General features: G+C 46.2%; 12 protein-coding genes. 10 read left to right on the top strand and 2 right to left on the bottom strand.

Annotated elements, in window-relative coordinates; translation table 11 throughout:
- Positions 1-113 precede the first annotated feature (113 nt).
- From CIK04_RS05040 to deoD, 5 genes are all read left to right on the top strand, one after another.
- Positions 114-1,376, top strand: a complete 1,263-nt coding sequence (locus CIK04_RS05040) for a NupC/NupG family nucleoside CNT transporter (protein ID WP_097352106.1) — start codon at positions 114-116, stop codon at positions 1,374-1,376.
- A gap of 558 nt (positions 1,377-1,934) precedes the next feature.
- Positions 1,935-2,711, top strand: coding sequence for a deoxyribose-phosphate aldolase (gene deoC, locus CIK04_RS05045; RefSeq protein ID WP_011151059.1), 777 nt, complete (start codon positions 1,935-1,937; stop codon positions 2,709-2,711).
- 88 nt (positions 2,712-2,799) lie between these two features.
- Positions 2,800-4,128, top strand: a complete 1,329-nt coding sequence (deoA, locus tag CIK04_RS05050; RefSeq protein WP_097352107.1) for a thymidine phosphorylase — start codon at positions 2,800-2,802, stop codon at positions 4,126-4,128.
- Positions 4,129-4,182: 54 nt separating this feature from the next.
- The gene (locus CIK04_RS05055) at positions 4,183-5,403 is read left to right on the top strand and encodes a phosphopentomutase (RefSeq protein ID WP_097352108.1); all 1,221 of its coding nucleotides are present in this window, start codon (positions 4,183-4,185) and stop codon (positions 5,401-5,403) included.
- Between the two features lie 80 nt (positions 5,404-5,483).
- Complete coding sequence (deoD, locus tag CIK04_RS05060; protein WP_011079645.1) at positions 5,484-6,203, top strand: purine-nucleoside phosphorylase; 720 nt, start codon at positions 5,484-5,486, stop codon at positions 6,201-6,203.
- Positions 6,204-6,291: 88 nt separating this feature from the next.
- Here deoD and CIK04_RS05065 read toward each other — a convergent pair whose 3' ends face one another.
- Complete coding sequence (locus CIK04_RS05065; protein WP_011079646.1) at positions 6,292-6,903, bottom strand: YtjB family periplasmic protein; 612 nt, start codon at positions 6,901-6,903, stop codon at positions 6,292-6,294.
- A gap of 106 nt (positions 6,904-7,009) precedes the next feature.
- Between CIK04_RS05065 and serB the strand changes: the two genes are divergently transcribed.
- The gene (gene serB / locus CIK04_RS05070) at positions 7,010-7,990 is read left to right on the top strand and encodes a phosphoserine phosphatase (RefSeq protein WP_039536194.1); all 981 of its coding nucleotides are present in this window, start codon (positions 7,010-7,012) and stop codon (positions 7,988-7,990) included.
- A 92-nt stretch (positions 7,991-8,082) separates the two neighbouring features.
- Here the strand turns inward: serB and CIK04_RS05075 are convergent, their stop codons facing one another.
- Entirely contained in the window at positions 8,083-10,431 is a 2,349-nt protein-coding gene (locus CIK04_RS05075) for a PilZ domain-containing protein (protein ID WP_097352109.1), read from the bottom strand.
- A 134-nt stretch (positions 10,432-10,565) separates the two neighbouring features.
- Between CIK04_RS05075 and radA the strand changes: the two genes are divergently transcribed.
- The 4 genes from radA (at position 10,566) to CIK04_RS05095 (ending at position 15,783) form a co-directional block, all read left to right on the top strand.
- Positions 10,566-11,945: a DNA repair protein RadA gene (radA, locus tag CIK04_RS05080; RefSeq protein ID WP_011151055.1), complete on the top strand. Its 1,380-nt coding sequence runs from the start codon at positions 10,566-10,568 to the stop codon at positions 11,943-11,945.
- 177 nt (positions 11,946-12,122) lie between these two features.
- Complete coding sequence (locus CIK04_RS05085; protein WP_045594033.1) at positions 12,123-13,658, top strand: diguanylate cyclase; 1,536 nt, start codon at positions 12,123-12,125, stop codon at positions 13,656-13,658.
- Positions 13,648-14,859 carry a hypothetical protein gene (locus tag CIK04_RS05090; protein ID WP_045594035.1) on the top strand — a complete coding sequence of 404 codons (1,212 nt, stop codon included), beginning with the start codon at positions 13,648-13,650 and terminating at the stop codon, positions 14,857-14,859. Before CIK04_RS05085 ends, CIK04_RS05090 begins: the two co-directional genes overlap by 11 nt.
- Positions 14,860-15,783 carry an HAD family hydrolase gene (locus CIK04_RS05095; RefSeq protein ID WP_097352110.1) on the top strand — a complete coding sequence of 308 codons (924 nt, stop codon included), beginning with the start codon at positions 14,860-14,862 and terminating at the stop codon, positions 15,781-15,783. It abuts the gene before it with no gap.
- Positions 15,784-15,793: the final 10 nt, after the last annotated feature.

Consider the following 15,793-nt stretch of genomic DNA (forward strand, 5'->3'; position numbering starts at 1 on the left):
AAAGTGTGAAGGTGGCATTACTTTAATTATTGGGGCATGAGTATAATGGCCCCCGCTTAATAGCTCCATTTTGTAACACGCCAATAAATAACTTAATAAGGAAGTCATAAACTATGAGCCTGTTTATGAGCCTAGTCGGTATGGCAGTATTGCTAGGAATTGCATTACTACTGTCAGATAACCGTAAAGCTATCAATCTTAGAACTGTGGCTGGCGCTTTTGCTATCCAATTCATCATCGGTGGTTTCGTTCTTTACGTTCCATGGGGTCGTGATCTACTAGCGGGTTTCTCTGCTGGTGTTCAAAACGTGATCGACTACGGTAAAGACGGTACTGGTTTCTTGTTCGGCAGCCTAGTTAACTTCTCAGTTGACGGTATCGGCTTCATCTTTGCTTTCCAAGTACTACCAACACTGATTTTCTTCTCAGCACTTATCTCTGTACTTTACTACATTGGTGTGATGCAGTGGGTTATCAAGATCCTAGGTGGCGGTCTTCAGAAAGCGCTAGGTACGTCTCGTGCCGAGTCAATGTCTGCAGCAGCTAACATCTTCGTAGGTCAAACTGAAGCACCACTAGTGGTTCGTCCGTTTGTACCAAAAATGACTCAATCTGAGCTATTTGCAGTAATGTGTGGTGGTCTAGCGTCTGTTGCTGGTGGTGTATTAGCAGGTTACGCATCTATGGGTGTACCTCTAGAGTACCTTGTAGCAGCATCATTCATGGCAGCTCCTGGTGGTCTACTGTTCGCTAAAATCATCAAACCAGAAGTTGATACTCCAAATGAAAGCTTGGAAGACAACATTGATGGTGGTGACGACAAGCCAGCTAACGTTATCGACGCAGCAGCAGGCGGTGCATCAGTTGGTCTACAACTAGCACTAAACGTTGGTGCAATGCTACTCGCATTCGTTGGTCTAATCGCACTAGTTAACGGCATCCTAGGTGGCGTTGGTGGTTGGTTTGGCATGGAAAACCTAACTCTAGAACTTATTCTAGGTTGGTTGTTCTCGCCGCTAGCATTCCTAATCGGTGTTCCATGGGCTGAAGCAACATTTGCGGGTTCTTTCATCGGTCAAAAACTGGTTGTAAACGAATTCGTAGCTTACCTAAACTTCGTACCTTACGTTGGTGATGCAGCACAAGTTGTCCCAGCAACAGGTCAAGTAATGTCTGAGAAGACTCAAGCAATCATCGCCTTCGCTCTATGTGGTTTCGCAAACCTTTCTTCTATCGCGATTCTACTTGGTGGTCTAGGTAGCCTTGCTCCTGCTCGTCGTCACGACATCGCTCGTATGGGTGTTAAAGCGGTTGCAGCGGGTACGCTATCTAACCTAATGGCAGCGACCATTGCTGGCTTCTTCCTGTCTTTCTAATTTAGTTAAGAGAAAGCAATTATAGACGCCGTTTAAATCCGCCCCGTAGCAAGAGATTGCTGCGGGGCGTTTTCAGTTTTTAGCGCCAGTGAAGGTGATGCATTGAGCAAACGTTCACTTGTGCGAGAGGCTGAGTTTTTTTGAGATACAAACCGTTTGCGCTCTATTTGGCACTACAGTTTTGCGATGAATATCTATAATGTAGTAATAAGACCAGAGGGATTAGGCTTGCTGAGCCAATCACCTGCTGAATAGATGAGTTTGTAAGGGCAATGAAATGCCCAAACATAACAGAGTTGAATAACAAGGTAGGATGCCTTGCTTAACTTCTGATATGCAAGACACCGCAATCATAGATTGTTGTGCCATAGGCCAAATTGGTACTGTGCGGTGACAGGGATAGCAATTGGTAGTTGTAATGATTACCGAGTCTTCAAGGAACCAAGTCCGTTCATCAATGACTGTTTAGCAAAGACCTTTTTTGCTGTTTTATCGTTGTGATGTGAACAGAAAAAGGGGCTGAGTAGTGAAATTTTTGAATATTGATCGGAGATAGAAATGAGCGATTTGAAAGCAGCAGCGCTACGTGCACTGAAACTTATGGACCTAACAACGCTAAATGACGACGACACTGATGCAAAAGTGATCGCACTTTGTCACGACGCCAAAACGCCTGTAGGTAACACGGCAGCGATTTGTATTTACCCTCGCTTTATTCCTATTGCTAAGAAGACACTTCGTGAGCAAGGTACACCAGAAGTTCGCATTGCAACGGTAACGAACTTCCCACACGGCAATGACGACATCGAAATCGCAGTCGCTGAAACCAAAGCAGCGGTCGCTTACGGTGCCGATGAAGTTGACGTGGTTTTCCCATACCGCGCATTGATGGCTGGTGATGAGAAAGTGGGCTTCGAATTGGTTAAGCAATGTAAAGAAGCATGTGGCGACATTCTTTTGAAAGTCATCATCGAAACCGGCGAACTGAAAGAAGAAGCGTTGATCAAGAAAGCATCGCAAATCTGTATTGAAGCGGGTGCAGACTTTATCAAAACATCAACAGGTAAAGTGCCAGTTAACGCAACGCCAGAATACGCACGCATGATGCTTGAAGTGATTCGTGACATGGGTGTGGCTGAGAAAGTTGGCTTTAAACCTGCTGGTGGTGTACGCACTGCGGAAGACGCAGCGGCTTACCTAGCAATGGCAGATGACATCCTAGGTTCTGAGTGGGCGGATAATATGCACTACCGTTTTGGTGCGTCTAGCTTGCTAACCAACCTACTAAATACATTAGAAGTAACAGACCAAGTCGCTGATCCTGCAGCGTACTAATTCTAATAACGTCTGAACGTGGTGTGAAAGCACCACGTTACCTTCTTATCCTACTTTTACCATGGCCCATTGGGCTTGGGAGGCTCTAATGTATTTACCTCAAGAAATTATTCGTAAAAAACGCGACGGCGAAGCGCTGACTGCTGACGAAATTAACTTTTTTATCCAAGGTGTGGCGAACAATACGGTCTCTGAAGGTCAGATTGCCGCGTTCGCGATGACCATCTTTTTCAATGAAATGACGATGCCTGAACGTATTGCCCTAACGTGTGCAATGCGAGATTCTGGCATGGTGATTGATTGGAGCCACATGAACTTTGGTGGCCCAATCGTTGATAAACACTCAACCGGCGGTGTGGGCGATGTGACCTCTCTAATGCTTGGCCCTATGGTGGCAGCATGTGGTGGTTTCGTGCCGATGATCTCGGGTCGTGGCTTGGGCCATACTGGCGGTACGTTAGACAAACTGGAAGCGATTCCTGGCTACAACATCACACCAAGTAACGACGTATTCGGTCAAGTGACCAAAGAAGCAGGTGTAGCGATCATCGGCCAAACGGGCGATCTTGCACCAGCAGACAAACGAGTTTATGCCACTCGTGATATTACGGCGACGGTGGACAACATCTCACTGATCACCGCTTCTATTCTGTCTAAGAAGTTGGCGGCAGGTCTTGAATCTTTAGTGATGGATGTGAAAGTCGGTTCGGGCGCCTTTATGCCGACTTACGAAGCTTCAGAAGAATTGGCGAAATCCATTGTGGCGGTGGCGAATGGTGCGGGCACTAAGACGACGGCGATTTTGACCGACATGAACCAAGTATTGGCTTCTTCTGCGGGTAACGCCGTTGAAGTTCGTGAAGCGGTTCGTTTCCTCAAAGGTGAATATCGTAACCCTCGTTTGCTTGAAGTCACCATGGCGTCATGTGCAGAAATGTTGGTACTTGGTAAATTGGCTGAGAATACTGAAGATGCACGTGCGAAATTGATGGAAGTGCTGGATAACGGTAAAGCGGCCGAATGCTTTGGTAAAATGGTGGCTGGTTTGGGTGGTCCGGTTGACTTTATGGACAACTACGACAACTACCTCGATAAAGCTGAAATCATTAAGCCTGTTTACGCCAAAGAGACCGGTGTGGTGTCTGCAATGGATACTCGCGCTATTGGTATGGCTGTGGTGGCGATGGGCGGCGGACGCCGCGTTGCGACAGACAGCATCGATTACGCGGTAGGTTTTGATCAGTTTATCCGTTTGGGTGAAATCGCAAACAGCGAAAAACCATTGGCGATGATTCACGCTCGTAATGAAGCACAGTGGCAAGAAGCTGCGAATGCACTGCAAGCCGCGATTAAGGTGGGTGGTGAGTACACACCAACGCCAGACGTATATCGTCAAATTCGCCAAGAAGATATTTAATGACTATTGGGCCTATTACTGTCATGGGGCGGTAATAGGTCTGAGGAAGAAGCAATGAAAAGAGCATTTATTTTAGTACTAGACTCCTTTGGTATTGGTGCAACCGCAGATGCGAAAGAGTTTGGTGATGTCGGTTCAGATACCCTAGGCCATATTGCTGACCAATGTGAGCAGGGTTTGGCAAGCAATGATCAACGCCAAGGGGCTCTTCGTCTGCCAAATCTGTCCAAACTCGGTCTGGCGATGGCGCACAAAGAGTCAACGGGTCGTTTTGCGCCGGGTTTAGATGCGGACGCAGAAATCATCGGTGCCTACGGCCATGCCGCGGAGCTTTCTTCTGGTAAAGACACCCCGTCTGGCCACTGGGAAATTGCTGGCGTCCCTGTTTTGTTTGAATGGGGTTACTTCACTGACAAAGCCAACAGCTTCCCGAAAGAGTTAACGGATCGCATTCTTGCTCGTGCAGGTATTGATGGATTTCTAGGTAACTGCCACGCCTCTGGTACGCAAGTTCTAGATGACCTAGGCGAAGAGCACATGAAGACTGGTCAGCCAATTTTCTACACCTCTGCGGATTCTGTATTCCAAATCGCATGTCACGAAGAGACATTTGGTCTAGATCGCCTACTTGAACTTTGCCAAATCGCTCGTGAAGAACTCGCAGACTACAACATTGGTCGTGTTATTGCGCGTCCGTTCATTGGCCCGGGTAAAGGTCAGTTTGAGCGTACCGGTAACCGTCGTGATCTTTCTGTTGAGCCACCATCAGCGACCGTTCTGCAGAAGTTGGCTGAGGAAAAACAAGGCCAAGTGGTGTCTATTGGTAAGATTGCGGATATCTACGCAAACTGCGGTATCACCAAGAAAGTGAAAGCAACAGGCATTCCTGCACTGTTTGAAGCGACACTTGAGCAAATTAAACAAGCGGGTGACAACACCATCGTGTTCACCAACTTTGTTGATTTTGACTCTGCTTACGGCCACCGTCGTGATGTTGCGGGTTACGCAGCGGCACTGGAGTACTTCGATGGTCGTATCCACGAAGTGATGGAACTGATGCAAGAAGATGACATCCTGATCCTGACGGCTGACCACGGTTGTGACCCAACGTGGCCAGGTACTGACCACACTCGCGAGCATATCCCTGTGCTAGTCTACGGTCAAAAAGTCCCAGCTGGTTCACTTGGCCGCCGTGAAACGTTCGCTGATATCGGTCAAACTCTGGCAAGCTACTTTGGCACATCGCCAATGGATTACGGCAAAAACTTTTTGTAATCCAGAACTATAATTGAACTTATCGAATAGAGAGCATGCCTCTCTATTCTTTTGTGATTGAAATACAAGGAAACGAAAACATGGCAACTCCACATATTAATGCTGAAATGGGTGATTTTGCAGATGTCGTACTGATGCCGGGTGACCCACTGCGTGCAAAATACATTGCAGAAACCTTCCTGGAAGACGTGGTTCAGGTTTGTGATGTACGTAATATGTATGGTTTCACTGGTACTTACAAAGGTCGTAAAGTATCGGTAATGGGTCATGGCATGGGTATCCCATCGTGCTCAATTTACGCCACTGAGCTTATCAAAGACTACGGTGTGAAGAAGATCATCCGTGTGGGTAGCTGTGGTGCTGTAAGCACGGATATCAAAGTACGCGATGTTGTGATCGGCATGGGTGCATGTACCGATTCCAAAGTAAACCGCATCCGTTTCAAAGGTCATGACTTTGCGGCGATTGCAGACTACAAAATGGTCAAAGCAGCAGAAGAAGCGGCGAAAGCTCGCGGTATCGATGTGAAAGTGGGCAACCTGTTCTCAGCAGAGCTGTTCTACACGCCAGATCCAGAAATGTTCGACGTGATGGACAAATACGGCATTGTCGGCGTAGAAATGGAAGCTGCGGGCATCTACGGGGTTGCTGCGGAATATGGCGCAAAAGCACTGACAATTTGTACGGTTTCTGACCACATCAAGACAGGCGAGCAAACCACATCAGAAGAGCGTCAGAATACTTTTAACGACATGATGATTGTTGCGTTGGATTCTGTATTGCTTGGTGATGCAGAATAATTCGCTTCAAGAAAAGATGTAAAAAGAAAGCCTGCACCCATTGTGCAGGCTTTTTTATGAGGCTTTGGTCTATAAAAACTTTGGTCCATTAAGACGGTTCTTTATGACTGAGCAGTAAGTTTTCGACTTTAGTTTGCGGTTTTTTACGTAAAATCAGAATAAACAGCATACCACTGACAAAACTCATCAAAATCATCAAAAACATATAACGGTCAATTTTGCGGTAGTGATGGTCAGAAAATGCCGTGACTTTACCGGTTTCAAACGTGATCCGAATGAAACCCACAATGCTGTTATCGGCAAAAACGGGTTCAACGAGCTGTTGGCGCCCAATGCCTGCAGTGGCAAGAGGGGTGTCTAACCCCAGGACTTCTCTCGCAGTGAGTGCTTTGTCACTGGACGCTAAACGCACACCTTCTGAATCATAAACTGTCGCATCAAAAACCAAACGTTCTTTGGCCAGTTGATTCGTTAGCTTGAGCAGCTTCTCTTGGTCTTTTTGCACAATCATTTCGCTGGCAGATAGCGCCGCTTGAGAGCTGAGCACTTTGGTTAAGGTTTCCAACTGCTGTGCTTGAATTTTTTCGTTGCCTTTACTGATCACTACACTGTTTTTAATGGTGACAAAAAACATGACACCTAGCAGCAGTAAAGCGATGACTCTTAGGGCATTTCGCAGTGAAAACAGAGACTCTTTCATATCGCGACATGAACTCTTTTAATATCTGAATAAATACAAGTTTGGGGCTTGCCTTTTTAAATTGCAATAGGGTAACGTTTGTGAAGGTTCATAAAGGATTAATACCATGGAAGCGTTAAAAACCTTGCCATTTAGAAGGCACACACAACTGTTAACTCGTTTGCCAGAAACTCGTTTTGCCACGCAATGGGACAAAAGTAAAGCTAACTGGATTGTTTATGCCGAGTATTTAGCGCCCGGACACTTTGAGGATATCGATTTTTTTACGGGGGGCTATAACCCGATTATTGATACTTGGAAAGTTGGCTATTACGAAGTGGCGCTCATGGCAGGAGAACTGACTCCAGAGCATGAAAAGATTCTTCAAGCGCTCCAACTTGATTACGCTTGCTTGACCGATGTGCCCGACCTCTCTAAACCTGGGCTAATTGTGTTAGACATGGATTCCACAGCAATACAAATTGAGTGTATTGATGAGATCGCCAAACTGGCGGGCGTCGGTGAAGAGGTGGCCGAAGTGACAGAACGCGCGATGCAAGGTGAGCTCGATTTTGAGCAGAGTCTGCGTCAGCGAGTCGGCAAATTAGCAGGCGCGGACGAGTCCATTCTCGACAGTGTTCGTCAGACACTGCCTTTTATGCCGGATTTGGTGGCATTAATTCACACCTTAAAAGGCTTTGGTTGGAAAACCGCCATTGCGTCAGGTGGCTTTACCTATTTCTCAGACTATTTGAAAGAGACATTACAACTGGATCATGCACAATCGAATCAGTTGGAAATTGTGCAAGGTAAGCTGACTGGAAACGTTTTGGGTGAAGTGGTCTCTGCGCAAACCAAAGCGGATATTTTAATCGAGTTGGCGGAGCAGTTTGAGGTGGAGATGCACAACACCATTGCTGTCGGTGATGGGGCGAATGACTTGGTGATGATGAATGCGGCCGGGCTGGGTATCGCTTATCACGCCAAACCGAAAGTCGAGCAGCAAGCACAAACGGCAGTGCGTTTTGCTGGGCTTGGCGGAATTTTGTGTATTCTTTCCGGTATTCTCGCCAAGCAACAAAAAATCAGTTGGCAAAGCAAGCCGTAACTGAAAAATGTTAAACACAAATATGGGCAGAATCGTTCTGCCCATATTTGTTTCGAAAGAAAAATCGTTTCAAACAAGCGCCACTGAGCCGCTTAATTTGTCAGTTCAAGTCGTACTAAAATCTCTTCTGTCACTTCCTCTATTTCACAATAGCCAACCAATGTTGCCAGTTCCTTTTCCAGTTTGCTGGCCTGATGCATGCTGAGTTGAGAAAGTTCATTCAGATCTTTTTGTAACAGGGAAGTCATCGGGCTGAAAATCGGTGAGGTGGACAGCCTCAGCACATAAAACTCGCCCGACATCTGTGCTTTTTTAATGAATAGGATGCGTTCTTTGACGCTGTCAAACTCATTCGTCAGCTTTGTTTGTACGGCTTTGATTTTGTCGCCAAATTTTGCCACTGCAATGTAAATGTCGTGGTGGTGTGGCTCTGCCCCTTCAATGCGTTTCGTCGGATTGGCGATTAAGGTATTTGAACGGCCTTTATAGATGGGTTCTAAAGAAAAATTCTCTTTGTGCCCTAGCTTTGCCAATACCATTAAGTGCTTTTCCAGTGGGAAGTTAACACCGATGGCTTTAGTCCTGTAGCCTGATGGCATCTTACTGATGAACACTGGCGTGCTGACCATTTTGGACAGCAAAATGCCGTGCAACGATTCGAGCAGCTCATTACTCGGCAGGATCTCGTTCTGTGGTTTGAGCTTATCTTGGTTGTGTTCGATGATGCTATTGAAAAACGCAATGGTTTTCATCGTTTGGCTGTTTTCATCAATCACCAGTTGCACTTGCTTGTTGTCTGGGCTGACGCGAACCACACGATAAGGAATTTTGTCCAATGGCAGCTTTTTATCGTAGAGCTGCAATTCGTGTAGGTTGATCTCGATCTCTTCAGACGACACCAACTCAAGTGGCGCGTCCAAGGTGAGACTCAACCCTCGCTTGGAGAGGTCGATCGTCTTACCTTTCATTGTCAAGCCGTCTGTTTTGGTCAGTGTAAGCGGTGATTGAAAACGGTAGCGAGGCTCTTTTCGACGAGACTGAGCATCAAAGAAAATCCCTTTTGGGGAGCCGATGATTTTCCGTGTATGGCGAAAAGTATTTAAAGTGCTCGATGGCAGTCGAGGCTTTTCAGTAAAGAGATAGTCTGCGCCATTCGAGTTGTCCGCAATTTCTTGCAAAATTCCACAATGCGTTAACCCTGAAGAGGCTTCGGCTAACTCTTGCGAGAAACTACCGAGTTGTTGGCGTTCGTTTTCACTGAGTTCAAAAATGGAAATACGGAACGCCCGCCAACTGGCGCGTTTTGCGCCAAGATGCCAAAACAGCTGTCTTTGTTCTCGTGTGGCCTCGGGCATGAGCATGGAGTAGAAAAAGTTTTTCCCTTCATGTTCGTGAGTAAACACATAAATCACATTACTGGCACCTTTGAGCCCCGGTCGCATAAGCATCGACATTCGCTGTGAGTTAAACAGTGAACCAAAGACCTGTTGATTACGCTCATCATGCCAGTATTGCCAAATTGGCATATTGTTTGGCGTAAGCATGGCGAGCTTGAGCTCATCGCCTTGGAAAAACAGCGGTAAGTTGCAAGTGTGTTTTAGATAGATATGTTCGTAGCCACGCGTTCTTGCTCGAATGATTTTATCTTGGTTATCGTGTCGGGCGCGTTTCGCTGAGCTATTTAAAGATTCATCGATCACTCTTGAGACAACATTGGTGTCTGTCAGGCGTAGGCAGCGAAGAAACTTAACTGCATCGTTTTCGTATGAGTCTTCAACGGCCAAAACTCGGTACTCGATCGGCTTGTTGATATGAGAAATTTCTGAGGTTTTGGCCAGCTCACTAAAGGTAATTTGAATCACTTCGCCAAGGCTGTAGTTAAATGCACTCGGTACTTTGAACTTTGCACCAGAAGCAGAAAGATCAACGCTGACGCCGTGGAGCAATTGCCCCTTTGATAACGTAATGTCGACTTGAGAGTGCACTCTGAGCCGCTTTTCTTGGCGTTTGAGATCGTAGCCCAGATGGACCGCCTCGGCCTCAAATGGACTGCTGGCATCACTCAGCCCTTGGCTGCTGGCCGGTTGACCGCCTTTGCCTAAGGCACGGAAACTGTTGCGTGTGTTAATTAACGCTTCCCAAACGCCTTCGGTATAGCCACCAAATTTGCGCGTGTTTTTGTAGTAAGCATTAAAGGCGACATCATCAAACCAATGTTTGATACCGTCAATTTCGTATTCCCGACAATCGCCCTGGACTCGGCCACGCAAGTCTACGCTCTTTTTGCAAGGCGCCATGACACGATTTAATTCCATTTTTACCAGTAACTTAGCGGAAGGAGGGTAGCCTTCGGTCAATTGACCAAGGACAAAATCAAAGTCTTCCGCGTGATAAACCGGGATAAGCCTTTCTGCGATTGAGAGAATTTCAGCTTGTTCCATTTTTTCTGTTAAAGTAGCTGCTTATTAAAAGAGTATCGGCAAAGTGTTAATAAACTTAAGTATAACAGCACATTGCTTGAGGTTTAACGGATCAGTGGTCTAACTAGGTCACAAGCTTGAGAATTTGAGGCAGCATGTCGAAAGCAAAACGCGCTTATGTATGTAATGACTGTGGAGCGGATTTTCCGCGTTGGCAAGGGCAATGTAATGCCTGTGGCTCATGGAATACCATTACCGAAGTGAGATTGGCCGCATCGCCAAGCGTTGCGAGAAACGAGCGTTTATCTGGTTATGCAGGCTCGGCAACAGAATCAAAGGTTCAGGTGCTGTCTGAGATTGATTTGCAAGAAGTGCCCCGCTTTTCCAGTGGCTTCAAAGAGCTTGATCGCGTCTTGGGGGGCGGCATTGTCCCCGGAGCGGCGATCTTGATTGGTGGTAACCCCGGTGCGGGTAAATCGACGCTGTTGTTGCAAACCATGTGTCAACTTTCCGCCAACATGAACGCACTCTATGTCACAGGGGAAGAGTCGTTGCAACAAGTCGCGATGCGTGCTTCTCGACTGGGTCTACCGAAAGAACATCTTAAAATGCTGTCAGAAACCAATGTCGATAAAATTTGCCAAGTGGCTGAGCAAATTCAACCTAAGATCATGGTTATTGACTCGATTCAGGTGATGCATGTCTCTGATGTTCAATCTTCTCCGGGCAGTGTGGCGCAAGTACGCGAGTCTGCCACCGCGCTTACTCGTTACGCGAAGCAAAACAATGTGGCGGTATTTATTGTTGGCCACGTGACGAAAGATGGCACTTTGGCGGGGCCGAAAGTGTTGGAGCACATTATTGACTGTTCTGTGCTGCTGGATGGTGATGCAGATAGCCGTTTTCGTACCCTTCGCAGCCATAAAAACCGTTTTGGCGCGGTCAATGAGCTTGGGGTGTTTGCCATGACAGGGCAGGGATTGCGTGAGGTGAGTAACCCTTCGGCAATTTTCTTGTCTCGTGGCGAAGAAGAAACGTCAGGCAGTTCTGTGATGGTGATCTGGGAAGGCACCCGACCTTTGTTAGTGGAGATCCAAGCGCTGGTCGATTACTCACAACTCGCCAACCCAAGACGCGTTGCTGTGGGCCTTGAGCAAAACCGTTTGTCACTCCTGCTGGCGGTGCTGCATAAGCATGGGGGGTTACAAATGGCGGACCAAGACGTGTTTGTCAACGTTGTTGGTGGCGTGAAAGTAACGGAAACCAGTGCGGATCTGGCGCTTATTATGGCGCTATTGTCCAGTTTTAGAGATAGAGCCTTACCAAAAGATGTGGTGATATTTGGTGAAGTGGGCTTGGCTGGCGAAATTCGCCCTGTACCCAGTGGCCAAGAGCGTTTAAACGAAGCTTTCAAGCATGGCTTTAAGAAAGCCATCGTACCGTTGGCGAATATGCCCAAAGGTGGGATCCCCGGAATGCAGATCCATGGGGTTAAAAAATTAGCCGATGCTATATCAGCCTTCGATGAATTATGATTTTTGTGAATTGAAGCATGAATTGCGTTGCTTTCTTTGTCGTGTGAAATTAGTCAGTTCTATTGAGATATTGCATAATGTATTTGGAGAATGACGTTTTTATGGATAGAAATGTTACTAAGATATCTTGGACTGTTTTTTTGTTTGTGCTTTTCAACTGTTTCGGCTGCAAAGGAGATGGCTGCCGTCGAGTTGCAGGCTATCCAGTGGTTTCAGGGGCCGCTTAATACCAGCCAGCCTACACCACTTTGGGTATCGCAATCATTGACACCTGTTGAGGCTTTCAGCCTAACAGGGGGCGATCATGTCAGCTTACTTAACTTTGATGTCAACAAGCTGGGCTTGTATGTCATTGATTTCAGAAATTCCACGTTAATCGGTCGCTACCAACATTACCTGTATGATGCCAATAACCAGTTGGTGGCGTCTTCTCGAGGTGGGATTGACTCTGTTGAATCGGCCCATTTCTTTTTGCGTCATGGACAGGAAGTTGAATTGGCACCCGGTCGATACTCTCTTGTCACGGCACAACGTTCACAGTTTAATATCGCGCCGCCCACCACTTTTGTCATGGAAAAGAGCCTTTATCTCGAGGATATTCGTATTGGGAATGCGATTACTCTCACTGGCATAGGCATTCTCCTTTCGCTGTTTTTCTATTATCTGGTTTTGTCGATTGCGCGCAAAAACTTGGTCGATTTTAGCTATGCGATGTTTATTCTCGGCAATTTATTGTTTAACAGCACTTCGTTATTGGTTGCTCATCATCTATTAGGTATTCAGTGGTTTGGTGGGGCTAGCTGGCCAATCTTATGTTCAAACATGGCTTACCTGGTGTTTGTCATGCAGTTGCTAGAGGTGAAATCGAAAGAAACGCCAATGGTTTACTACGTTGGTTGTGGGTTGCTCGTTCTGTTTGCGATGTTCTTTAGTGCCTCTTTCTTCTTACCGAATTGGCAAAATGAATTTAATCGCCACGCCGTTGGTCTGTTTATTTCCTTCGGCATGTTTGCCGGTATTCGCATGATTTTCAAAGGGAGCAAAGTTGCTCGTTGGTATGTATTGGCTAACTTAGGCTTCTTTGTCTTGGCGGCGGTTGCTATTTCCCAAGAGCAGATCGCTGGATTACAAACCATTTATATGTCTCACATCGGCCTTATTGCGGTTGTGGTTGAGGTGATGTTGCTCTCCTGCGTGGTTGCTTATCAAATGACCCGAGTGGAAGAGGAGCGCAATGCCGCTCTTGCTCATGCTCAACAAATGCTAGAGCTGGCAAGTACCGACACGCTGACCGCGCTACCTAATCGATATGCTTTAGAAAATCGACTGCCTAAAACCAACAAAAATGAAGCGTTTATCTATCTCGACTTAGATGGCTTGAAAATCTGTAACGATCAGTACGGTCATGACATGGGGGACAAGCTGTTGCTGGTCTTCAGCGAGAAAATGAGAAAAATGCTTCCTCCTAGCTGCGAGTTATTTAGGATCTCTGGCGATGAATTTGGCGTTATTTTACCGAATTCTCAGTTACAAGAGCTGGTCGATATGGTTCATTTTATTGATAAACAACTTCGGGAAGAGGTAGCGCTGTTTGTTGGTGTGAGCTTTGGTGTGGCCTATTTTAAAGATCATAAGAACTATCGCAAAACGATAGAGGAAGCCGATCACAACATGTATTTGTATAAAAGGAATAAACAATCACATGCGACTTAAACTGATTTTACCTGTCCTAGCCACGATGTTAGTACCACTGGCTGCCGCTTTCTTCAAATATCCCGACACCCATATTCCCCCTGGTTTTCTTGTTTTTCCCCCTCAATTTATCGTTGAAGAACCGAGTTTTAACCTGATTTATTTCTTGTTGATGCTCGTTGCTGTGATTTGGGCCTTATTAGTACTGTTTTGGCCAGAGAAGGTTGGATTCAAACGCAACACACAACCGATGCCTTCACCGACTAGAGCCAATTTGCCATGGTGGTTTTACATCGGGCTTGGTGGAACGGTTTTATGTTGGTGGTTAATGTGGAGCAGAAGTGAGGCGATGTTACCTTGGGTTTATTATGCTTTCACGCCACTTTGGTGGAGCTTTATTATTCTGTTGGATGGTATCGTCTATCGATTTAATGGCGGCCGTTCACTGTGCGCAACCAAACCGGGTCTTCTTCTCTTTATGGCTGGCGTGTCGTTTTTTGGTTGGATGTATTTTGAGTACTACGATTATTTTGTATTAGAAAACTGGTACTACCCAAATGCAGAAAAAACGTCATTGAGCCGAGAGATGATCTTATTACTCTTTTGTTTCTCTTATACCACAGTGACGCCCGCTATTATGCAGTGGTACACCTTACTTTGTACCTTTCCTTCCATCAGAAAGCGTTATCGTTTTGGGCCTGTTTGGCATCTCAAGCCGAATTGGCTTATCTATGGTGGGTTGGCGTCGATCTTTCTCATGGTGTTCTTTCCGAAACTGCTGTTCTGGGCTGTGTGGATTGGTCCGATGGCAGTCATGACCGGGATACTCGAGCGATATGGCATTTGGAATCCCTTCCACGGCATTTTGACATCGGGTAATTGGACGGCAGCAGCGTTGGTTGGTATGGCTTCATTGATCAATGGCTTCTTCTGGGAGATGTGGAACTTTGGCAGTGCTCATCCAGACACGCAGTTGATCACCAATCCGAACTACTGGGTTTATGACATTCCTTTCGTAAACTTAACTTGGCTCCCTCTACCAACAGAAATGCCTTTGTTGGGGTACATGGGCTATGTGCCTTTTGGCATTCTTGTTTGGCAAGTGCTCATTTGGAGCGGAAAAATTATGGGGATTAATACTGATTTGCGAGAGGTGACTGATTGGTATTTGATTTCGGAGCAGAAGGCTCAATTTGACACTCCTTGTCGAGCGGAGGTCTAGATGAATCCGTTTAATCATGGTTGGACTCCTGACTCTGTTTGGCCTCGTATTCAGCAACAAGTCGAGAGTTGGTGTGATCCAAGCCTGCCTGATTTTGTTCCTCAAGACAAAAGAGTCGCTGTATTTGACTTGGATGGCACGCTTTGGTGCGAAAAACCCGGCATTAATGAACTGGTGTTTTGGCGCTCGGAGTTAACCAATGCTCTGACGCTGCCACAACATCAACAGCATCACCCCGGCATCCGCGCACTGATAAATAGTGTGCAGCCAGCAAGTCAACATGACAATCCAGTATTATTGGCTGAGCAATATGCCTCTTTATTTCGTCGAGTTTTCTCGGATATCACCGTCGAAGCCTATCAGCAGAAGGTGAAAACATGGCTCAGTGAGACGCGGCATCCAAGATTCCAAGTGAGCTATCAACAACTCTTTTATACCCCAATGCTTGCGTTAATGGATTACTTACGGCGGCATAACTTTCGTTGCGTGATTAATTCAGGCAGTACAACAGCGTTTGTTCAAGCTTGGTGTCAGCCTTGGCTAGCTATTAATGAAGAAGATGTCATCGGTTCCCAAATAGGCTTGTTTGATGAACCGCATTCGTTCGTTATTAATATTGGGCCGGAAAAGGTCAAACAGTTGAAAGCAAAATTTGCTATCAAACCATTAATGGCATTTGGCAATACGCTGGGGGATGCGGAGCAGCTTCACTATGTATTGGAAGGGAATGATAGAGCGATCGCTTGCTGCATTCATCATGATGACTCAAACCGAGAGTATTCATATGCGTTTGACCCCCTATTGAAACTGGAGCTAAAAACGCGTTTACAGCGAGTGGAGATTGTCTCTATTCGAGACCACTGGTGTGAGATTTTTGCGTTTGAAAATCCAGTAAAAAAAGAGAGAATCCCTTTTGCAATCTAGGTCTTGATAG

Source organism: Vibrio sp. 03_296 (genome assembly GCF_002265885.1).